This is a genomic window from Photobacterium sp. DNB23_23_1 (genome assembly GCF_052873815.1).
On sequence record NZ_JBNNXT010000005.1, the window covers coordinates 161,374 to 184,061 of the forward strand.

18 protein-coding genes are annotated in these 22,688 nt (G+C 47.2%); 5 read left to right on the forward strand and 13 right to left on the reverse strand.

Annotated elements, in window-relative coordinates; all coding sequences use genetic code 11:
• Positions 1 to 22: 22 nt before the first annotated feature.
• The 10 genes from btuC to thrS form a co-directional block, all read right to left on the reverse strand.
• Positions 23 to 1,015, reverse strand: a complete 993-nt coding sequence (gene btuC / locus ACVA53_RS05430) for a vitamin B12 ABC transporter permease BtuC (protein ID WP_446504672.1) — start codon at positions 1,013 to 1,015, stop codon at positions 23 to 25.
• Between the two features lie 123 nt (positions 1,016 to 1,138).
• Entirely contained in the window at positions 1,139 to 1,738 is a 600-nt protein-coding gene (locus ACVA53_RS05435) for a sugar O-acetyltransferase (RefSeq protein WP_446504687.1), read from the reverse strand.
• 166 nt (positions 1,739 to 1,904) lie between these two features.
• Entirely contained in the window at positions 1,905 to 2,951 is a 1,047-nt protein-coding gene (locus tag ACVA53_RS05440) for a succinylglutamate desuccinylase (RefSeq protein ID WP_446504673.1), read from the reverse strand.
• 292 nt (positions 2,952 to 3,243) lie between these two features.
• Positions 3,244 to 3,543, reverse strand: a complete 300-nt coding sequence (gene ihfA / locus ACVA53_RS05445; RefSeq protein ID WP_255041551.1) for an integration host factor subunit alpha — start codon at positions 3,541 to 3,543, stop codon at positions 3,244 to 3,246.
• A 722-nt stretch (positions 3,544 to 4,265) separates the two neighbouring features.
• On the reverse strand, positions 4,266 to 6,671 hold the full coding sequence (gene pheT, locus ACVA53_RS05450) for a phenylalanine--tRNA ligase subunit beta (RefSeq protein WP_446504674.1): 2,406 nt from the start codon (positions 6,669 to 6,671) through the stop codon (positions 4,266 to 4,268).
• A gap of 18 nt (positions 6,672 to 6,689) precedes the next feature.
• A complete protein-coding gene (pheS, locus tag ACVA53_RS05455) occupies positions 6,690 to 7,673 on the reverse strand; it encodes a phenylalanine--tRNA ligase subunit alpha (protein WP_107297789.1) in 984 nt (327 codons plus the stop codon).
• A gap of 438 nt (positions 7,674 to 8,111) precedes the next feature.
• On the reverse strand, positions 8,112 to 8,465 hold the full coding sequence (gene rplT / locus ACVA53_RS05460; RefSeq protein ID WP_107348195.1) for a 50S ribosomal protein L20: 354 nt from the start codon (positions 8,463 to 8,465) through the stop codon (positions 8,112 to 8,114).
• A 43-nt stretch (positions 8,466 to 8,508) separates the two neighbouring features.
• Positions 8,509 to 8,703: a 50S ribosomal protein L35 gene (rpmI, locus tag ACVA53_RS05465; protein ID WP_036832349.1), complete on the reverse strand. Its 195-nt coding sequence runs from the start codon at positions 8,701 to 8,703 to the stop codon at positions 8,509 to 8,511.
• A gap of 96 nt (positions 8,704 to 8,799) precedes the next feature.
• Positions 8,800 to 9,351: a translation initiation factor IF-3 gene (gene infC / locus ACVA53_RS05470; protein ID WP_107348196.1), complete on the reverse strand. Its 552-nt coding sequence runs from the start codon at positions 9,349 to 9,351 to the stop codon at positions 8,800 to 8,802.
• Between the two features lie 3 nt (positions 9,352 to 9,354).
• Positions 9,355 to 11,286: a threonine--tRNA ligase gene (gene thrS, locus ACVA53_RS05475; RefSeq protein ID WP_255041541.1), complete on the reverse strand. Its 1,932-nt coding sequence runs from the start codon at positions 11,284 to 11,286 to the stop codon at positions 9,355 to 9,357.
• 397 nt (positions 11,287 to 11,683) lie between these two features.
• Between thrS and hutC the strand changes: the two genes are divergently transcribed.
• The 5 genes from hutC (at position 11,684) to hutH (ending at position 18,298) form a co-directional block, all read left to right on the forward strand.
• Positions 11,684 to 12,406, forward strand: coding sequence for a histidine utilization repressor (gene hutC / locus ACVA53_RS05480; protein WP_255041540.1), 723 nt, complete (start codon positions 11,684 to 11,686; stop codon positions 12,404 to 12,406).
• A gap of 257 nt (positions 12,407 to 12,663) precedes the next feature.
• Positions 12,664 to 13,887: an imidazolonepropionase gene (hutI, locus tag ACVA53_RS05485; protein ID WP_446504675.1), complete on the forward strand. Its 1,224-nt coding sequence runs from the start codon at positions 12,664 to 12,666 to the stop codon at positions 13,885 to 13,887.
• Positions 13,888 to 13,897: 10 nt separating this feature from the next.
• Positions 13,898 to 14,941: a formimidoylglutamase gene (locus tag ACVA53_RS05490; protein WP_255041537.1), complete on the forward strand. Its 1,044-nt coding sequence runs from the start codon at positions 13,898 to 13,900 to the stop codon at positions 14,939 to 14,941.
• A gap of 55 nt (positions 14,942 to 14,996) precedes the next feature.
• Positions 14,997 to 16,691 (forward strand): urocanate hydratase, encoded by a 1,695-nt coding sequence (gene hutU / locus ACVA53_RS05495; RefSeq protein ID WP_255041535.1) that lies wholly within the window; start codon positions 14,997 to 14,999, stop codon positions 16,689 to 16,691.
• Between the two features lie 74 nt (positions 16,692 to 16,765).
• A complete protein-coding gene (gene hutH / locus ACVA53_RS05500; protein WP_255041533.1) occupies positions 16,766 to 18,298 on the forward strand; it encodes a histidine ammonia-lyase in 1,533 nt (510 codons plus the stop codon).
• A gap of 87 nt (positions 18,299 to 18,385) precedes the next feature.
• On the opposite strand, the gene ACVA53_RS05505 is transcribed toward hutH, so the two are convergent.
• From ACVA53_RS05505 to ACVA53_RS05515, 3 genes are all read right to left on the reverse strand, one after another.
• Positions 18,386 to 19,120 (reverse strand): DUF3726 domain-containing protein, encoded by a 735-nt coding sequence (locus ACVA53_RS05505; RefSeq protein WP_255041532.1) that lies wholly within the window; start codon positions 19,118 to 19,120, stop codon positions 18,386 to 18,388.
• The gene (locus ACVA53_RS05510) at positions 19,117 to 20,817 is read right to left on the reverse strand and encodes a hypothetical protein (RefSeq protein ID WP_446504676.1); all 1,701 of its coding nucleotides are present in this window, start codon (positions 20,815 to 20,817) and stop codon (positions 19,117 to 19,119) included. Before ACVA53_RS05510 ends, ACVA53_RS05505 begins: the two co-directional genes overlap by 4 nt.
• Positions 20,818 to 20,972: 155 nt before the next feature.
• Positions 20,973 to 22,562 (reverse strand): BCCT family transporter, encoded by a 1,590-nt coding sequence (locus tag ACVA53_RS05515; RefSeq protein WP_446504677.1) that lies wholly within the window; start codon positions 22,560 to 22,562, stop codon positions 20,973 to 20,975.
• Between the last annotated feature and the right edge of the window lie 126 nt (positions 22,563 to 22,688).

The window sequence follows — 22,688 nt, forward strand, 5'->3', positions numbered from 1 at the left end:
GTTGTTTCCATTCACAACCTTCCTAATCAATGTGCGAACGCAAAAGCATCCAAATAAACACAGGGGCACCTAAGCTGGTGATCACCACCCCGACGGGTAATTCAGCGGCAGGTAACATAACTCTGGCAAGGGTATCCGCTAAAGCCAATAGCAACGCACCGCACAGCGCAGAGAGCGGGAGTAAATAACGGTTCTCGGTCCCAAGCGCCAAACGCAGTAGATGCGGGACAACCAGACCAATGAAACCAATCACGCCAGAGATAGCAACCGAGGCGCCCACCAATAACGATACCACCAGAATTAAACGCCAGCGGCTCGCTTCCACATCTAAACCGAGTTGTTTTGCCTGGTGCTCACCTAACATCAATAAATCTAATTTGCGACCTTGAAGACACAGCCAAAGCAGTACCGGCAGGACAAACAGCAATAATGTCAGTTGATGCCAGCTCACCCCTGCAACACTTCCCATCAACCAATACATTAGCATTCGAAGGTTCAAGTCATCACTGAAATAAAAAGCCCAGGTAACAGCAGCACCCGACAATATGCCTAGCGCTACCCCAATAAGCAGCAAACGTGCGGTTGAAACCCGCTTACGCCGTGATAAGCCCACAAGAATAAGGGTAAATAGGAATGCGCCCGCCATCGCAGCCACCATCATCAGCAGTGGCGTTGGCGCAAAGGGTAAAACAAACAGCAAGATTACAAGCGCAAGGCTTGCACCTCCGGAAATACCGAGTACTCCCGGCTCGGCCAGAGGGTTACCGAGTAATACTTGTAGCACCGCACCAGAAGCCGCCAGCGAGGCACCAACAGCAATCGCGGCTAATAACCGTGGCATTCGAAGCTGAAGCAACAATTGCTGCTCAAGACCGCTCTGGGCTGACCACGGCCAGATGAAAATTTCACCAACAGAAAGGGAGAGAAAGCAGGCGATGATTATGGCTATAGCCGCGATGGCAAAACCCATACGCCATCTTGTTTGGCGGCGAAGTAAAAGATCATTTAAGAGCATGAGTGAGAAGGCATAATAAGTAACGACGCTTTACCATACCGTCTCACTCTATAAATGGAAAGCTAGCTTTCATAGAATGCGGTAACAAATTCTCCTAACGGATAACACGAACTGCGAATAGCGCTAAATGTCTATTTTCATGTCCTTATAGTAGAACTCTTTATCATGTTCGCCTATTTCTCTCATCACTTGGCAAGGGTTACCTACTGCGACCACATTAGCTGGGATATTTTTGGTCACGACACTACCCGCACCAATCACACTGTTTTCTCCAATTGTCACTCCTGGCAAGACAATCGCACCCGCCCCAATCCAAACATTGTTGCCAATACGAACAGGAATATTGAACTGGGCAACCTTCTTACGCAACGTCGGTTCAATAGGATGGCCAGCGGTTGCTATCACGACATTGGGGGCAATCATCACATGATCACCAATATATATGTCGGTATCATCAACCAAAGTGAGATTGAAGTTGGCGTAAACAAACTTACCTAAGTGGGTATGCTTACCCCAATTGGCCCTCAGAGGTGGCTCAATATAGCACCCCTCACCCACTTCGGCGAACAACTCCTTCAATAAGCCTGACCGCTTTTTTGTCTCAGAAGGACGAGTCTGATTAAAGTCATACAGCTTTTCTAAACACAGTGTTTGCTCAGCGAGCAAATCGTCATCATCAGAACAATAAATCTTCTGGTTTTGCATCCTTTCTCTTAGCGCCAAAACTGGCTGTTTCTCCTGCTCGGTAGCCGACATTTTATCACTCCAGTTATCGAATTCTGGCATTACTATGCCGAGATAACCTCATGAAGAAAAGCGAATCACACAATCAAAGTACGCCTTTGTGATTCTCGTGAGTTTTATTAAGCATACTTTTAAGAACAAGCAGTTAAGTAATAGCTTTAACTTGCCCATAAGCACTAGCTTGCACTTCTTTCACCAGTAGACAGGCTCGTTGCCCAATAGCCACTTTCGCGTTAGGAAAAACGACCGCCTCTCCTTCTTCCAGCACATAATATTCAATATCTTTATCACGCCCCAATAAAGTCCCTTGTGGGTACATGGTAAAATTGGCTTGGTCATCAGGAAAGTTCAACATGAAATGCTCGGTCTGCTTCATCAAAGTTCTTGTCACCTTGTAAACAACAAGCTTATCTTGCTGCCATAAATAATCAGGTTTTAACTGGGTGACAAGCTCAACCATAGCGTTATAGAACGGTGATAAGCGCTGCAGATCATTGTGACCAAATGCAGCCACTTTGCCCAACTCAACGGTTAAGGCTTGGGCACCAAAGTACTCAGCGCTATACCAACTGAACGTCGGCGATGGTGCGTTTGACAATAACGCCGCTTCGATTTCAGCCTGCTGCAAAAATACAAACAAATCACGTTGGCGAGTTTGGTTGGTCGAGGATGGGCTGACCACAAACGTATAGTGGGTAGAGCTTCTTATTGCACAGTGCAGATCAAGGTGCCAACGGTATTGCTCTGACTTGCCACCTTGCTGATAAAACTCACTGACAGCAAGTTGCAATTGATTGGCTCGAACACAGTCAGGATTAATTGCTTCATTGCTAGCCCGGAACAATCTGTTCATGTTCTCCTCGACAAAACGTCGATGAAGATTGATAGCCTCAGGGTGACCAATGATGACTAACAGACGATGGACTGGCTGTATTTCACCTGACAAAACTGAGCTTACAAGACGCTGCAGCAGCTCAATGGGGCTGGTTTCATCGCCATGTACGCCAGATGACAGCACAATATCTTTAGAGTATGAGGGGATATCAGTTGGCGTGATCTGAAGAATACCCCGCCCTACGAGAATACACTCGATGCCTGACTCTGTCTGCCAGCGCCCCCACTCTTCCGGCAAGGTCATATCCAATGTTGCTTCAAGAAACTTCCCTTCTTTAACCAGCTGTAGCATTCCCATTAACCACCTCCATATTATTAGCTCGTTTAGCGCTAATGGAATGCATTCATTTTACCGCTGCATTTTTCATATTGAAACCATATAAAAACATAAATTTAACATCACACGCACAACTTATACCAATCTGGATAAGTAGCCCTAAATGCAGGGTGATTGATGATAATGTTATCAAGGGTAAATTGCTGACCTGAGGAGAGGTTCAAGTATCGCGATGGGGAGAGTGATAGTCATAAAAAACCCGGGCAAGTTCTACACACCTTACCCGGGCTCTGTTTTGTCAATGAATTCGCGATTACTGTTGTTCGATTTCGATATTTTCTACGCGAGCTTTCAATTTCTGACCTGGACGGAAAGTCACAACACGGCGGGCCGAGATAGGAATATCTTCACCCGTTTTGGGATTTCTTCCCGGACGCTCATTCTTGTCGCGAAGATCAAAGTTACCAAAACCTGATAGCTTAACCTGTTCACCACATTCAAGCGCTTTCCTAATTTCTTCAAAGAAGACTTCCACCGTATCCTTGGCGTCCCGTTTGCTCAATCCAACATTTTCAAACAGGTTCTCAGCCAAATCGGCTTTTGTGAGCGCCATAGATAATTCCCTCAAGACTATATTGAATGGATTGTAGGGTGACATCAGTCATTCCTACAGCGAATTAGTCGAGTCAGACAGAAGCCAGAAAACGCTAAAATAGCCTGCTTCTCCGCGCTCAATCCTAACTAGAGACAAGTTTATGCCAACTTGCTGATTTCCGCCAACTTTTTTATGTCAACTTATCTTTAAATAATTGATTTTCACTAGCACAAATAGACGCATTCCATGCACCTTGTTGTGCTTAATTCGAATAACTACTGGTAAGATTTGCTAAAAAACACCAAAAAACCGACATATATTGCTGGAATTTCACCCCGAGATAGAAATTACCTCTACCTATCAGAAAGTTACAGTATTTAGACTCAGATCAAAAAAATTACAACGTTCGGGATAAATTTATAAAACAATGACTTAAAAACACACCTTTTTCTGCTTCATCTCAATTCGGCCGAAACATTATACCAACCGACATAAATATTTGATCAGTCTTGCAGGTTAAAATCGCTGTTCTCTGCGGTAGATATTTTGTAATTAGAGCCACTAGTTACTGCAATATCGGCCTTGATAACAACGATTTTTCCAGTGCAAATACTTGATCAACGACTTATCCAGATAGGTATGATTTCCCCCCTATCGTTATCAGGTTTATTCATCTGGCAAATTCAAGGCAAAAAAAACCCTGCCTAACTGGCAGGGTTTTTAGCAATCCATCAGCTTAATTAGTCACGAAGTGACGCACCAAACTTCTCTGATACATGGGCAACAATCGCATCAACAGAGCCTGCGATGTCAGCGTCTTCCAGTGTACGCTCAAGAGACTGAAGTGTTAGGGCGATAGCCAAGCTCTTCTTGCCTTCTTCAACGCCTTTACCTACGTAAACATCAAACAGCTTAGCGTCAGTTAGGAATTCACCGCCCGCTTCTAGACAAGCGTTAACGATGTCGCCAGAAGCGACAGCTTCATCAACAACAACCGCAATGTCACGACGGTTAGCAGGAAACTTAGAAAGAGCAACAGCTTCTGGGATCACTTTAGTGTTGATCGCTGACCACTCGATTTCGAACACGATAGTGCGGCCGTTCAGACCGAACTTGCGCTCAAGCTCTGGGTGTACTGTACCGATCACACCCACTTCTTTACCATCTACAATAATTGCAGCAGATTGGCCAGGATGAAGCGCAGGGTTGTGCTCTTTATTTTCAGAAGAAAGGGCCGCAAAGCTGTATGCCTTCTCGTTAGCAGAAAGCTCAAGAACAGCTTCCAGATCACCTTTCAGGTCAAAGAAATCAACGGTGTTGGTTTCGATGTCCCAATGCTCTTCGCTACGCGTTCCCGCGATAACACCCGCTAGCATAGGCTCTTGGCGCATGCCGTTCTCAGCGTTTTCACAAGGAATGAAACGTAGGCCGTATTCGAACAGGCGAACACGTGGCTGCTGGCGCTTCTGGTTGTGAACAACAGTGTTTAGCAAGCCTTGGATTAGGCCAAGGCGCATAGCTGACATGTCCGCAGAAATTGGGAATGGCAGGATTAGCGGCTCAACACCAGGAACAATCAGTTTCTGCTGTTCTGGTTCAACAAAACTGTATGTGATCGCTTCTTGGTAACCACGGTCAACAAGCAAGTTGCGTACACGCTTAAGCGGAAGATTCGCTTCAACATGATTGTGCATCTTAAGAGCAGCGGCTGGGTTCTGGTTTGGAATGTTGTCGTAACCGTAGATACGGCCAACTTCTTCAATTAGATCCTGCTCGATGGCGATATCGAAACGCCATGTCGGTGCAGTTGCAGTCCAACCCGCTTCTGTTGCTTCAACGCTCAGGCCTAGACGCTCAAGGATCTCAACAACATCGCTATCGGCAATGTGGTGGCCTAGTAGGTTGTCGAGTTTTGTGCGACGTAATGCGACCGTGTTTGGCTTAGGAAGATCTGCTTCAGATTCCTGAGCAACAACAGGGGCAACTTCACCACCACAGATTTCAACTAGAAGCTGTGTGGCACGCTCCATCGCGTTCACTTGTAGTGCGTAATCCACACCACGCTCGAAACGCATTGAAGAATCAGTGTGTAGACCGTAGCTACGAGCACGACCACGGATGTGGTCTGGTGCGAAGAACGCACACTCTAGTAGGACGTCTTTAGTCTCGGTGGTTACACCAGACTCTTCGCCACCAAAGATACCAGCAATAGCTAATGCTTTGTTATGGTCAGCCACAACTAGCGTATCTGCGTTTAGCTCAGCGTCAGTGCCGTCTAGAAGAGTTAGCTTCTCACCCTGCTCTGCCATACGAACCACGATGCCACCGTCGATCTTCGCTAGATCAAACGCGTGCATTGGCTGGCCCTGCTCTAGCAGAACAAAGTTTGTGATATCAACAACTGGATCAATTGAACGAATACCACAACGACGTAGCTTCTCTTGCATCCAAAGCGGCGTTTGTGCCTGAACGTTTACGTTCTTAACCACACGGCCAAGGTAACGTGGACACGCAGCAGGTGCTTTCACTTCAATAGAAACAGTGTCGTCGATAGATGGAGCCACCGCTTCTGCAGTTGGTTCTGTCACGTCAGCGCGGTTCAATACGCCAACTTCACGAGCAAGACCACGGATGCTGAAACAATCAGCACGGTTTGCCGTTAGGTCAACGTCAACAGTTACGTCATCTAGACCTAGGAATTCGCGGAAATCAGTACCGTTTACCGCGTCATCAGCAAGCTCCATGATACCGTCAGACTCAACGTCGATGCCTAGTTCAGTAAATGAACAAAGCATGCCGTGAGAAGGCTGGCCACGTAGCTTAGCTTTCTTGATTTTGAAGTCGCCTGGTAATACTGCACCCACCGTCGCGACAGCCACTTTCAGGCCAAGGCGACAGTTAGAAGCACCACAAACGATGTCTAGTAGTTCTTCAGCACCAACATCAACTTTGGTAACGCGTAGTTTGTCAGCATCTGGGTGCTGGCCGCACTCAACAACCTGACCAACTTTAACGCCAGTAAATGTACCAGCAACAGGTAGTACGTCGTCTACCTCAAGGCCAGCCATAGTGATTTGGTGAGTTAGCTCGTCAGTTGTAACCGCAGGGTTTACCCACTCACGAAGCCAAGATTCGCTAAATTTCATAGTGTATGAACCTCTGGATTACTTAAATTGTTTTAGGAAACGAAGGTCGTTCTCGAAGAACGCACGTAAGTCGTTTACGCCGTAACGAAGCATGGTTAGACGCTCAACGCCCATACCAAATGCAAAACCAGAGTATTTCTCAGGGTCGATACCCACACTACGAAGTACGTTCGGGTGAACCATACCGCAGCCTAGTACCTCAAGCCATTTACCGTTTTTACCTTTAACGTCAACTTCTGCAGAAGGCTCAGTAAACGGGAAGTAAGAAGGACGGAAACGCACTTCCACTTCTTCTTCGAAGAAGTTACATAGGAAGTCGTGAAGAATGCCTTTAAGTTGCGCGAAGTTTACATTCTCATCAACCAGCATACCTTCCACTTGGTGGAACATTGGAGTATGTGTCTGATCGTAATCGTTACGGTAAACACGGCCCGGAGCGATGAAACGGAAAGGAGGCTTGCCATTTTCCATCGTACGGATCTGAACGCCAGACGTGTGAGTACGCAACATTAGATCAGGGTTGAAGAAGAAAGTATCGTGGTCAGTACGTGCTGGGTGATCTTCAGCAATGTTCAACGCATCGAAGTTATGGAATGCGTCTTCGATTTCCGGACCAGACTCAGTGTTAAAGCCTAGCTCGCCGAAGAACTGCTCAATACGCTCAACAGTACGTGTTACTGGGTGTAGGCCACCGTTTTCAATGCGACGACCAGGAAGGGTCACATCAATCGTTTCAGCCGCTAGTTTAGCTTCAAGCTCAGCACGCTGAAGTGCGTCTTTACGAGCGACAATCGCTTGCTGAACGGCACCTTTAGCCTTGTTAATTTCCTGACCAGCAGAGCGACGCTCTTCTGGTGGAAGTTTACCCAAACCTTGAAGTTGAAGGGTCAATTCACCCTTTTTGCCCAAATATTGGACACGCACTTCGTCCAGAGCGACTAATGAATCAGCCTGCTCGATAGCTGCCGTTGCGTTGGCAATAATCTCGTCTAGATGTTGCATCGTTTCCTCATCCACCTACAGGTGGCGTCCTTTAGGGAGATATAAATTCGCGTAACGATACATACTAAAGAAACATGCGTCTAAATCCAAACCCAATCGTAAGAAAACCGTTGGATTGCGTGAAAAAAACACCATTTTCTCTCAAGGCTGGCTTAATTGATGGTACCGGCTGTGACTTGTTGCTCTGGAGGGAAACCGACAGCGCACATTATCGCACTCACGATGCCCTTGAGCATCGTCTCTAGCATCATTGAAGGGAGAGAGGTTGAGCCGGTTATTGCAGATCAGGATCAACCTGATCCGACAACAAAGTGGCATGGATAATACCAATCAAGATAAGTCGTTGATCAAATATTTATGTAGGTTGGTATTATTATAACCAAACGAAAAAAGGAGAGCCTAGGCTCTCCTTTCAACATCAAACTAAACAGTAATTAATTACTGTGCAGCTTTTGCTTTTTCAACTAGTACCGCGAAAGTAGCTTTGTCGAATACAGCGATATCAGCAAGGATCTTACGATCGATTTCGATAGATGCTTTCTTAAGACCGTTGATGAAACGGCTGTAAGACATACCGTTCTGACGAGCAGCAGCATTGATACGTGCAATCCATAGTTGACGGAAAGTACGTTTCTTGTTGCGACGGTCACGGTAAGCGTATTGACCAGCTTTAGTAACAGCTTGGAAAGCTACGCGGTAAACACGTGAACGTGCACCGTAGTAACCTTTAGCTTGTTTAAGAACTTTCTTGTGACGTGCACGTGCTTGTACACCACGTTTTACGCGAGGCATAGGAGACTCCTAACTAAAATTAAAAAAATAAAACTAAAAACGATTAAGCGAACGGAAGCATACGTGCAACAGCTGCCACTTCACACTTAGGAAGGATAGCGTTTGGACGAAGCTGACGTTTGTTCTTAGTAGTACGTTTAGTCAGGATGTGACGCTTAGTTGCGTGCTTAAACTTGAAGCCACCAGCAGTTTTCTTGAAACGCTTAGCAGCACCTTTGTTGGATTTCATCTTAGGCATGATGAGACTCCGCATTGTTGATAGTTAATAACATAGTAGTAAGGCGAACAAAAGCGCTGCTATAAAGCAGCGCTTTTAGCTACTTGAATGCCTTAATTACTTCTTCTTTGGAGCAAGCATCATCGTCATTTGACGACCTTCTACTCGATTAGGGAAACTTTCAACAACCGCTAGGTCGATTAGGTCTTCCTTAATACGATTTAGAAGCTCGATACCAAGACTCTGGTGGGCCATTTCACGACCGCGGAAACGCAGTGTGACCTTGCCCTTGTTGCCCTCTTCTAAAAAGCGACTCAGGTTGCGCAGTTTTACCTGATAATCGCCTTCGTCTGTACCAGGTCGGAATTTAACTTCCTTGATCTGGATTTGTTTCTGCTTTTTCTTTTGCTCTTTAGCAGCCTTGCTCTTTTCGAACAGGTACTTGCCATAGTCCATCACACGACAAACTGGTGGCTCGGCATTCGGGCTGATTTCAACTAGGTCTACACCAGCTTCATTAGCAAGATTTACTGCTTCTTCAATAGAAACAACACCAACTGATTCACCGTCTAGACCAGTTAAACGTACTTCACGTACGCCACGAATTTCACCATTTAAGCGATGTGCATTTTGCTTAACTGGTGCTTGGGTTCTTCTTCCGCCTTTAATACCTTATTCCTCCACAACATTGAGCTTGCGACTGCTAACTTCTTGCTGCAAGTATGCAACAAGATCGTCAATCTTAAATTTACCCAAATCTTTACCCTTGCGAGTACGTACTGCAATTTCGCCTGCTTCGACTTCTTTGTCACCGCACACGAGCATGTATGGTACACGCTTCAAAGTATGTTCGCGAATTTTAAAGCCAATCTTCTCATTTCTCAAGTCCGCATTGACACGAATTCCAGATTTTTGAAGTTTTTCGACTACTTGTTGAACATATTCTGCCTGGCTATCTGTGATATTCATCACAACCGCCTGCTGAGGCGCCAACCAAGTTGGGAAGAAGCCAGCATATTCTTCAATAAGGATACCGATGAAACGCTCTAGTGAACCTAGAATAGCACGGTGGATCATAACAGGCGTATGACGCTCGTTATCTTCACCAACGTAAGTTGCACCTAGACGTTCAGGGAGTGCGAAGTCTAACTGAACTGTGCCGCACTGCCAAGCCCTATCTAGACAATCATGCAAAGTAAATTCAATTTTCGGTCCGTAGAACGCACCTTCACCCTCTTGAATCTCGTAAGGGATCTCCATTGATTCTAGCGCAAGTTTTAGATCTGACTCTGCTTTATCCCACATTTCATCAGAACCTACGCGCTTCTCAGGGCGTGTAGACAGCTTAACAACGATGTTATCGAAGCCAAATGTCTGATATGTGTCGTAAACCATCTCGATACAGCTGGTTACTTCAGCCTGAACCTGCTCTTCTGTACAGAAGACGTGGGCATCATCCTGAGTAAAGCCACGTACACGCATGATGCCGTGTAGTGCGCCAGATGGTTCGTTACGGTGACATGAGCCGAACTCAGCCATACGTAGCGGTAGGTCACGGTATGATTTCAGACCTTGGTTAAAGATCTGAACGTGGCCTGGGCAGTTCATCGGCTTAATAGCATATTCACGGTTCTCAGAAGACGTCGTGAACATTGCTTCTGCGTACTTGTCCCAGTGACCTGAGCGTTCCCAAAGCACGCGATCCATCATTAGCGGACCTTTCACTTCTTGGTAACCGTATTCAGTCAGTTTTTCACGGATGAATACTTCAAGGTCACGGAAGATAGACCAACCATTGTGGTGCCAGAACACCATACCCGGTGCTTCTTGCTGCATGTGGAACAGGTCTAGCTGCTTACCGATTTTACGGTGGTCACGCTTAGCCGCTTCTTCTAGGCGAGTAAGGTGCGCTTTAAGTGCTTTCTTATCATGGAAAGCCGTACCGTAGATACGCTGAAGCATCTTGTTGTCGCTGTTACCACGCCAGTAAGCACCAGCAACGTTCAGCAGTGTAAAGTGCTGACAGAAGCCCATGTGCGGTACGTGTGGACCACGACACATGTCGATGTATTCTTCATGGTGGTATAGGCCCGGGCGGTCATCACGAGAAACGTTCTCGTCAAGGATTTCCACTTTGTACGGTTCGCCACGTGATTCAAACGTATCACGTGCTTCCTGCCAGCTTACCTTTTTCTTGATAACTTGGTATTTGGTTTTCGCCAGCTCTTTCATACGCTTTTCAATCTTTTCAAGATCTTCTTGCGTAAGCGACTCATCGAGGTCGATGTCGTAGTAGAAGCCGTTGTCGATCGTTGGACCAATCGCCATTTTCGCTTCAGGGTAAAGCTGCTTAATCGCGTGGCCAAGAAGGTGAGCACAAGAGTGACGAACAATCTCAAGGCCGTCTACTTCATCTTTGGCAGTGATGATTTCAAGGCTAGCATCTTCTTCGATAAGGTCACACGCGTCGACACGGTTACCATTAACGCGACCGGCAATAGTTGCCTTCGCAAGACCAGGACCGATCGATTGCGCGACTTCCATTGTAGATACTGGGTTGTCAAACTGACGCTGACTGCCGTCAGGAAGAGTAATTACAGGCATGTAAATATCCTTTCACAGTGGTCTTGCACACCAAGCAAGACATGTTGAATTAACAATATAAAGCTATGAGAGCTAAATAAAAGAAGCTCAGAAATCCGGAGCTGCAATACTGAGCAGACCAAAATGGCTGAGCGAAGCAGCAACTATAACAAACGCCTGTGACACTTTGCAAAGCCACGCCTCAATTATTTTCTTATATTCCCAACTCGCTTGGGTACAAGGCAAAAGCTAACGACATAGAGATAAATCACCGCATTGATACGGATCCCAACGTCATAATGATTATCCGCATTGGGTTAGCCTAAGCAAACTGTAGTCATTTCACGGTTGTAGCAATCAATACTTGAAATTAAGGAAGAAAGTTGCTTTGATTTGTATAGGCAATTAGGAAAGTGTTATGGCTCAGTCACCTCGTTATCAGCAAATCAAGACTTACCTATTGGAACGGATTCATGCTCGCCAATGGCCACCCGGTCATAAAATCCCCACCGAGATGGCACTCTCCGAGCAATTTTCGGTCAGTCGTATGACAGCCAATAAAGCCATTACCGAACTGGTAAAGGAAGGTTTCCTCGAACGGACCCCACGGTTAGGCACGTTTGTCTGTAATAAAAAAGCTGAATCGCCATTGATGGAAATCCGCAATATTGCCGATGAGGTCAAAAATCGTGGGCATCGCTATTCATCCGATGTGATCTCACAGTCGACAATTCACGCAACCGAAGATATTGCTCTTCGACTGGGTGTGCGCCAAGGCACAGAGGTATATTTCACCCAAATCGTCCATTTCGAAAATAGCTTGCCGATCCAGCTCGAAGAGCGCTGGGTCAACCCTGAACACGCACCGGCCTATATCAAACAAGACTTCAGTACACAAACACCCAATGAATACTTGGTCAAAGCCTGTCCGCTCAGCGATATTGAGCATGTTGTCGAAGCACTATTACCTCCTCAACGTATTGCCGAGCTGCTCAACGTCAGTCAGTACTCACCCTGCTTGCTGCTCAACCGTCGCACCTGGAGCAACAAAAACTTAATCAGTACCGCCCTACTCTATCACCCGGGCAACAAGTACAAACTCAGTTCGCGAGCTCAAGTAGGTGCGGTGGAAAGTAGCTAGAACAACTCATACAGCTCCTATGCACGTAATCTGTTGCTCATTTTTATTTTGTGCTGGCTAGACCAAGATCAAACGTGCGATCCCTCTCATAACCCAACAATTGTCAGCAATTAATTACAAGTACGATCACATTTCATTTACATCCCACCTTGAATTCCAATATCAAATTGCCTATTTATTTGTATATACATTATGAACTCTAGAAACCGCTTCTAGAAACAACCACTAAAAATAGTCAATAACTTCAGGGTCACGGAATGGATAGAGTGCTGACAAATATCAATATGATCACCCTCGATGGCGATACTGGCTACCAAGTCATCAACGATGCCATGATCGGTATCGAAAAAGACCGTATCGCCTTTGCCGGCCACAAGGAACATTTTGACTGCCATGGGCACCCTGATGTGGTTGATTGCCAGGGAGCGCTGGTGACTCCTGGCCTGATTGATTGTCATACCCACCTCGTTTTCGCCGGCAATCGGGCAACTGAATTTGAGCAGCGACTCAACGGCGTGCCCTACGAAGAAATAGCCAAGGCCGGCGGCGGGATCCTGTCGACCGTCAAGGCCACCCGTGAAGCATCGGAAGATACCCTGTACAGGCTGGCCCGCCAGCGCTTGCAAGGGTTGAAGAATGACGGGGTAACAACCGTTGAAATCAAATCAGGCTATGGCCTTACCCTTGATGACGAACTAAAAATGCTCAGAGTTGCCCGACGTATTGGGGAGATGCCTGACATCAACGTATCTACCACCTTGCTGGCAGCCCATGCTCTACCTCCAGAATATTCCGATGATCCCAACAGCTACATCCAGTTCGTCTGTGATGAAATTATCCCGGCCGCAGCCCAAGAAAACTTAGCCGACGCCGTTGATGTCTTCTGTGAAGGCATCGGTTTCAGTACACAACAGTGTCAGCAAGTATTCCGCGCGGCCCAAAAACACGGCCTTGCTATCAAGGGACATACTGAACAACTTTCCAACCTAGGCGGCAGCGCAATGGCAGCCCGAATGGGCGCCTTGTCTGTCGATCATATTGAATACCTTGATAACGAAGGCGTTGCAGCACTAGCGGCCTGCGGCACCGTTGCTACCCTACTTCCTGGAGCCTTTTACTTTCTCCGGGAGAACCAAATGCCACCGATTGATCAGTTACGTCAACTTAATGTTCCAATGGCGATTGCCACCGACTTCAACCCCGGTACATCCCCTATCGCGTCTATCCGCACCATGATGAATATGGCGTGCACATTCTTCCGAATGACACCGGAAGAATGTCTACAAGGCGTTACCACAAATGCCGCCCAAGCACTTGGGATGAGCGAATTTCGCGGACAAATCCGCGAAGGAATGCAAGCCGATTTAGCAATTTGGAATCTATCTCATCCAGCTGAGCTGTCATACCGCATTGGTGTGCCAGATCTCAAAGCGCGGGTAGTCAATGGTGATCTATTTATTCACCAACACTCAGAGCGATAAGGAGCATCATATGCCAGTTGATATGACGGTCTGGCAAGGTCGTAGCGATCCAGAAGATGGTAGCCTCGGACTACGTTGGCATGAAGTGATCAAGCCTGCTGATGAAGTGAATGAGCCCGGTATCATGCTACTCGGTTTTGCCTGTGATGAAGGCGTATCGCGTAATAAAGGCCGCACCGGTGCCTTTGATGCACCAATAACGATTCGAAGAGCGTTGGCGAATCTAGCTTGGCACCATACCGAGCCCGCCTATGATGGTGGTGATATTCTTTGCAACGACGGTAATCTCGAACTTGCCCAGCAACGCCTCGGAGAAGATGTATGCCGTGCCCTTCGCCAAAACCACAAAGTGATTGTGCTTGGAGGTGGTCACGAAGTCGCTTGGGGTACTTTCCAGGGGCTTGGTAACTATTTATTACAAAAACAGCACGTATTGCAAAAGCAACAGACCCCAAAAGATGAGCTAGAACCTGAAGAGTTGGGTATTGTCACTAAAGCACCGAAAATAGGCGTCATCAACTTTGATGCCCATTTTGATCTGCGTAACCCCCCTTCTGGTTCATCTGCAGAGCAAGGCAGTTCTGGTACGCCTTTCCAGCAAATCGCTCGCTTTTGTGAATTACAAGGCTGGCCTTTCAACTATGCCTGTCTTGGCTTGAGTCGAGCCAGTAATACCCAAGCGCTTTATGACAAAGCCGACAGAATGGGCGTGTTGTATTTCGATGATTGCGAACTTACCCACCAGCGATTGCCGCTGATTATCGAATCGCTGGAGCACTTTATTGACCAGTGCGACTACCTCTACCTCACCATAGATATTGATGTATTCCCTGCCAGTACCGCACCGGGAGTCAGTGCGCCTGCCGCGCGAGGCGTCCCACAGGAAATCATCGAACCATTGCTCAACACGGTGCTTTCTGCCGAAACCACCACAGGAAGAAAGAAAGTACTGGTTGCCGATATGGCGGAATACAATCCGCGTTTTGATATAGACAACCAAACCGCACGACTCGCTGCGCGATTGGCTTGGACCATCGCCCGTGCCCTACGTTAATGAACACCGCTGTCTTCTTAAACTATTACATTGACAGCTTTGCAAGGAGAGCCACATGACACAAGATACCCAGCCACGCTTGGACGAAAGCCGGACTATCATTGCCCCGACAGGCACTACGCTAAATACCAAGTCATGGTTAACCGAAGCCCCGCTAAGAATGCTGATGAACAATCTGCATCCCGATGTCGCGGAACACCCACACGCTTTGGTGGTATATGGCGGCATTGGTCGTGCTGCAAGGAATTGGCAGTGCTATGACAAAATTGTTGAGGTGTTAAAGCGCCTTGAAGAAGATGAAACCTTGCTGGTGCAATCTGGTAAGCCTGTCGGTGTATTCAAAACCCACAGTAATGCGCCAAGGGTACTCATTGCCAACTCAAACTTAGTCCCACACTGGGCTAACTGGGAACACTTCAACGAACTCGATAAAGAAGGCTTAATGATGTACGGCCAGATGACCGCGGGCAGCTGGATCTATATCGGCTCACAAGGCATCGTTCAGGGCACCTACGAGACCTTTGTTGCCATGGCAAAACAGCACTTTAATGGTGACAGTAAGGGTCGCTGGATCCTCACCGGTGGCCTTGGCGGTATGGGCGGCGCTCAACCATTAGCCGCAACCATGGCGGGCTTCTCAATGCTAGCTGTTGAGTGTGATGAAAGCCGAATCGACTACCGCTTGCGTACTGGCTATGTTGATTGTAAAGCAACCTCATTAGATGAAGCCTTAGCTATCATCGAGGAAGCCAAGCAAACAGGTAAACCCGTTTCTGTTGGTCTACTTGGCAATGCTGCAGATGTGTTCCCTGAAATTGCCCGCCGTGGCATTGTTCCAGATGGCACCACTGACCAAACGTCGGCCCATGATCCGCTAAATGGTTACCTGCCACAGGGCTGGACCATGAAGCATGCAGCAGAGATGCGCCAGCAAGACGAAGCTGAAGTGGTCAGAGCCGCCAAGGCATCGATGGCCGTTCAGGTCAAAGCGATGTTGGCTTTGCAAAAAGCAGGTTCAGCGACTGTCGATTACGGTAATAATATCCGCCAGATGGCCTTTGAGGTCGGTGTTGAAAATGCCTTTGATTTCCCCGGCTTTGTGCCAGCTTATATTCGCCCATTGTTCTGTGAAGGTGTTGGTCCGTTCCGCTGGGCGGCACTATCAGGCGATCCGGAAGACATCTACAAGACAGACCAAAAAGTCAAAGAGCTGATCCCTGATAACCCTCATCTCCACAACTGGCTCGATATGGCCCGCGAAAAGATCCAGTTCCAAGGCTTGCCTTCCCGTATCTGCTGGGTGGGGCTAAAAGACCGTGCCCGTCTAGGTAAAGCCTTCAACGAAATGGTTAAAAATGGCGAGCTTAAAGCGCCAATCGTTATTGGCCGTGATCACCTCGACTCAGGCTCTGTCGCTAGCCCGAACCGTGAAACAGAAGGCATGATGGATGGATCCGATGCCGTATCAGATTGGCCATTGCTCAACGCCCTTCTCAACACCGCGTCCGGTGCGACTTGGGTATCCCTACACCATGGTGGTGGCGTTGGTATGGGCTTCTCGCAACATTCGGGCATGGTTATTGTTTGTGATGGTACTGAAGATGCTGCTGAACGTGTCGGCCGGGTACTTCGCAATGACCCAGCCACAGGTGTGATGCGCCACGCCGATGCCGGTTATGACATCGCAGTTAGCTGTGCCGAGGAACAAGGCTTAGATTTACCAATGATCCCATCAACCCAAAAAAAATAATAAATATACCCAAGTAAATTCATGATGCTTGGTTCAGCGAGAATTACTTGGGTATAACACCCTAAGGACGTTGTATGTACCAAATTGAAATCAACCCGGGAAAATTATCGCTCAAACAGCTGCGACACATCAATCGCCATAAAGTGACATTGTCACTAAACAAATCTGCCTATGACGATATGTTGGTAAGTACCAAAGCCGTAGAACTAGTGATCACAGAAGACAGAGTCGTTTATGGGATCAACACCGGCTTTGGGCTACTTGCCAATACCCGTATCGCGGTCGAAGACTTAGAAACACTACAGCGCAGTATCGTTCTCTCTCACGCCGCTGGCATCGGCAAATTAATGGAAGATCATACTGTCAGGCTCATGATGGCCTTGAAGATCAACAGCCTTGCTCGAGGCTACTCGGGGATCCGTCCTAAAGTCGTTGATGCACTAATAACGCTGGTCAATGCCGAAGTGTACCCGTGTATTCCACAAAAAGGATCCGTCGGTGCGTCGGGAGATCTCGCCCCGCTGGCACATATGAGCACGGTATTACTCGGTGAAGGCCAGGCTCGCCACAATGGCGAAATCATCAGCGGTGCTGCAGCACTCAAGATAGCCGGGCTTGAGCCTATTACGCTGGCACCAAAAGAAGGGCTGGCTTTGCTCAATGGCACCCAAGCCTCAACCGCTTTTGCTCTTGAAGGCTTATTTGCCGCTGAAGATCTGTATGCCTCAGGCACCGTCTGTGGTGCGATGTCGGTAGATGCTGCACTTGGTAGCCGACGACCTTTCGATCCGCGTATCCACCGAGTACGAGGCCATCGTAGTCAAATTGATGCAGCAACAGCTTACCGCCATATGCTAGACAAAGACAGTGAGATTGGCTTATCACATCAGCAATGTGACAAGGTCCAAGATCCCTATTCACTTCGCTGCCAACCGCAAGTAATGGGGGCCTGCTTACAACAAATCCGCCATTCTGCCGATATTCTTGAAATTGAAGCCAATGCCGTTTCGGACAACCCACTGGTATTTGCCGATGATGGTGACATTATTTCGGGTGGTAACTTCCATGCCGAGCCAGTTGCAATGGCTGCAGATAGCCTTGCATTGGCCATTGCCGAGATCGGGAGTTTGTCAGAACGCAGAATGGCGCTGTTAATTGATAGCGGCTTGAGTAAATTACCTCCCTTCTTGGTCGATAATGGCGGCGTAAATTCCGGCTTTATGATAGCCCAAGTTACCGCTGCAGCACTGGCAAGTGAAAACAAAACTCTCGCCCATCCAGCTTCTGTTGATAGTTTGCCGACGTCCGCCAACCAGGAAGATCATGTCTCGATGGCAACCTTTGCGGGTAGAAGACTCAAGGACATGGCAGAAAATACCCGCGGGATCTTAGCCGTCGAATTACTGGCTGCTGCTCAAGGCTTGGATTTCCGCTCGCCGAACCACAGTTCAGAGCGCGTAGAGCAAGCCAAAGAAATGTTACGGGCCCGTGTGAGCTTTTACGATAAGGACCGCTACTTTGCGCCAGATATTGAAAAAGCCAACGAGCTCCTACTGGAAGCACATTACAACACCTTGATGCCTTCGCAACTACTACCGAGTTTATAAGCGCATTAAGGCAAATCGCCCAATGATATAAAAACGCCCCTTATTAAGATTCAATAAGGGGCGTTTTCTTTATTCTTGAGTCGCTAATTACACAATCAGCTCTCCAGCACCTTTGGCCGATGTTTCACTGTTTTCAACCAAGAATACCTTTGCTGCTTGCTTAAGCTGTTGCCAGCCAACGTCGTCAACCTCAATGCCTTCTTTCCACGCCGTGACATAAGTATCCCGCAAGCTTGTTGAGTCAAGTCGAACAAAACCAGTAACACCCGATGAAGACACGCTGAAATCAGCAACCGACAATTCAATTATCATGTCATGATGGCTTTCATCGCTACTAGTTACTTCCTCAGACTGAAACAGCTCTGGGAACACACAGCCCTTATTCAATATGTAACGTGTCTGCTTGGCATCAGAGCCATTTTTCCATTGTGCTTTGCATGCTAGACCTTTGGCCGCTAACTTAACCAACTCGCTGTAAGCGAGCCAACGGTTATGGCAATGGCGGACATGGATGGTTAATGACTTAGTGTGTACCAATTGCTCAACAGCATAATCAAGGATGTTAGGTAAATGACAAACCAAGCTGGAACCATGCATATCGACATCAATACGGTCAGAGGCTGGCTTAGTTAATGTGATCGGGCCATCTTTTTCGCCGGCAAGATAAGGGAGCGCCTTATTAAAGTGTCCAACACCATTAAGGCCGACCATCTGCAAATCAGCCACCATATTGGCAATGACATCCGCTTCACCACAACAACGGCGTAATCCTAAAAATGCCTTGTAAACAGCAGTGACAAGCTCGTTATGGGATACAATCATTTTGCCTCTCCTGCTAGCTCTTGTGCCGATGGCAGAATAGGAAATAACCATCCGCCATCGTGGATTTCATCCAAAAGTGGCGCACCTTGGAAAAAAGTCACTTGAACCCAACGATCTGAGCGCGGGTCGAATTTCGTCGCACCGAATACAGCTAACTTGCAGCGTAGCAGGTGCATAGGAAGTGAAGCCTTGTGCAGTACGTTCATCTGGATGTCACCCATCACTTTGTTGCCAAGTGTCCAGGCCCGCTTTGCAATACCACGATACTCAGGATTTGATAATAAGAACTCAGCAAGAGTGTGTTCAGAATCGGCCTTAAGCAAAGCACCATATAAACAGTATACCTGACGACCAATATCCAAAGGCAGCTCACGCTCCTCCCCAGCTTCTACTCCACGCACTCCAAGTCGGGGCTCCTCTTTATCTTGTGAGCGATACCAGAACCAGTAATTGTTCTCTGGTTGTTGAAAATCCGTTTCAATGGCCCAGCGATACCTGCTTTCAAGCAGCTGTATGAGATCTTGTACTTTCTTACCACTGGTCAGTGACAAAGTTTCATCACCGTTCATTTTATCTTGATATGAATCGGCAATGTCAGGGTAAAGCTCCATCACACAAGAAAGGAGGATTTCCTGCGTTTCCAAACTCATTGCCTGAGATTGGGCGACAACAGCCTGCCAATCCGGAGTCTGATCAACCGCCAAGCCTGTAACTATATTGCGGAAGATCACCAACTCCTCTACTGCCAGCTTGTTCAACTCACGCTGATGTTCATCACTCGTTACTACCTGGGAAAGGTGAGTCTTGGCCTGCGCAAGCAGTTGGCATAATACAATGACTTTGGTTTCATCAAATGGCTGACTCAAGATCTCTGCTAATGCTTCTTCACGAGTAGTCATCCAATTATCAACGATACAAGGGTGATTGATCAGATATGGTGCCATACCCAATCCCGTTGCATTACCCACACCAAGATAACGCTGCAACGAACGGTGAAGAGATACAGCTTTTTCTCCACCGCGCTGCTTGGCTAGGTAATCGACCCAATCCAAGCTAAATTCACGTAGCAAATAAACTGCACACATCTGGGCACTGAAAGACTGGTTAAAATCTGGGTTGTCTTCCAGCAATTTGAAATCTGCAATACCAAACTTGCCATTACCATACACCGCCGTCGTGCGCAGAATATAGCCAACATTTGCTAACTGTTGCGGATCAGGTTGTTGGCCTTGGGCAAGGCTCGAAACTAGGTGATCGAACACCCGCACACTCTTGTTGGCACGTGCCAATACCAAGGCACGGTTTGGATTGCGACCGGCCTCCTGCAAAGGCACATTTGCTTGAAGTTGCGCTAGCAGTTGCGGAGTGACTTCACCATGAACCAAGGCGAGCGTCACGTCCCACTTTTCGGCAATCACACGATCGTTGCGTTCTTCGTCACTGATTTCGTCACAGAACACCACAAGATGATATTGGTTTTCTTGTGTTTCAAGCCGGTAGATAGCGTAGCCATAACCTTCAGGCGACAATTGCCAATCATGTTGATTAACCTGCCAGTTTTTTTGGGCCATTTGACGAACCAAGTAACGAACAAAACTAATACGGTTTTGGTGCATAGCCCCCAACCTTTCAGGCGCCATAACGACTTCTGGTTGACGTAGAGTGTCATCAGATTTCAAGGAACGATGTGCATCCATATTGCTCACCATCAATTTTATAATTATGTTTCTGGTTATAGGCGTCCAACTACCGCCCGGGAATGTTACTCATATATTAGCTGCTGTTTTTCATGCCCCTTTCGAGGCATGATGGATCTATATCTATCTAGAATAAGTACTTATAAAGCTTGGTATTAAACCCCTTGCTCTTTGGCCATCTTCATCGCAATTTTCGGTGCATCCCATAGCGACGGCAGTAAAATCAGCGATACCGGTACGGCAGTAATAACGATAAAAGATTGCAGGGCCGACACCCCACCGGAACCAAGGGAAATCAAAATTAAGGCAATCAAACCCATCATTACGCCCCAGAAAGAACGGATAAAGGCATTAGGTTCAGTTTCTCCGCTGATCACCACACTGATCGTATAGGTCATTGAGTCACCGGTAGTGACAATAAAAATGGTTGTCAGTATCAGGAACAGGAGCGATACAATTGTCGGGAAAGGCAGTTGCTGAGTGATAGCCAATAAAGCACCAGGCAAATTAAAGCCTTCGAACCCTTTACTGACTGTGCCAGGGTCGGCAATTTCAAAGGCCACCCCAGTACCACCGACGATGGTAAACCAAAAACAAGTCACCAAAGGTGCAATCACACCAAGAGTCAGTACCAATTGGCGGATCGTACGTCCACGGGATATACGCGAGATGAAAATAGCCATCATCGGGCCGTAGCCGAGGAACCAGCCCCAAAAAAAGACAGTCCACCAACTTAACCAACCTTCATCACCACGGTAAGTAGACATTGGTATAAAGTTGTCCAGCATGGTACCCACACCTTGCAGGTAACCATTGACAATAAAGCTTGTTGGGCCGACCAACAAAATGTAAGCCATCAGACCGACAGCCAGAATAATGTTCCAGCGACTGAGAATTTGAATGCCTCGATTCAAACCACTCAGAGCAGAAATGGTATAAATAGTGATGGCAAACAATATGATGATTAACTGGGTGGTAAAGCCATCAGGAATAGCGAACAACACATTAAGGGCATAACTGATCTGCAAACCCAGAAAGCCGATAGGTCCGATGGTACCGGCTGCCACGGCAATAATGCAGCATGCATCGATAGTGGCACCAATGCCACCTTTCAGCGCGCGCTCACCCAATAAAGGATAAAGCAAGGTACGAGGCCTCAGCGGTAGACCTTTATCATAATGCAGGTGCATGAACACGATAGACGTCAAGCAGCCTGTAATCGACCAAGCCAAAAATCCCCAATGCATGAAAGATTGCGACAGGCTGTTAATGGCCTGCTGCCATGGCGTCGCCCCCTCACCATATAAAGGTGGCGCACTAACAAAATGAGCTATTGGCTCAGCCGCAGCCCAAAATACACCACCACCCGCTAGTAAGGTACAGAGCAGTATAGCAATCCAGCGGAAAGCATCTATTTCAGGTTTATCTAAATTACCCAGCCTAACTTGCCCAGTTCTACCTACAGCTAGAGCGATGGCTAATAAGAAAGTCATTAACAGCAATATTTGCCAGTACGGGCCGAAGTATTTCACCGCCCATGAAAAACCCGTGTTGACAATAGTGGAAAGTAATTCGTGGTCAAATATCGCCAGTGCGACAAAAAGCGCTATAAATCCGCCACTTAGCCACAGAACAGGATTGTTAATACCCAATTTATCGATCAAGGATTCATGTTTGTTTTTCTCTGATTGTAAAGATCCAGTGTTGGTTGCTTCTGGCTTTATTGTATTCGTGAGGTCAGACATCAAGTGTCTCCAGCTGTGAGTGGATTTGTCTGGAATAAATGAATAAATAGCTTAACTAAGATCAATTTGCTTTCGCCGAAGAAAGCAAACGGGCCCTTGAGATTATAGGAGTGATAGGCCCTTTCT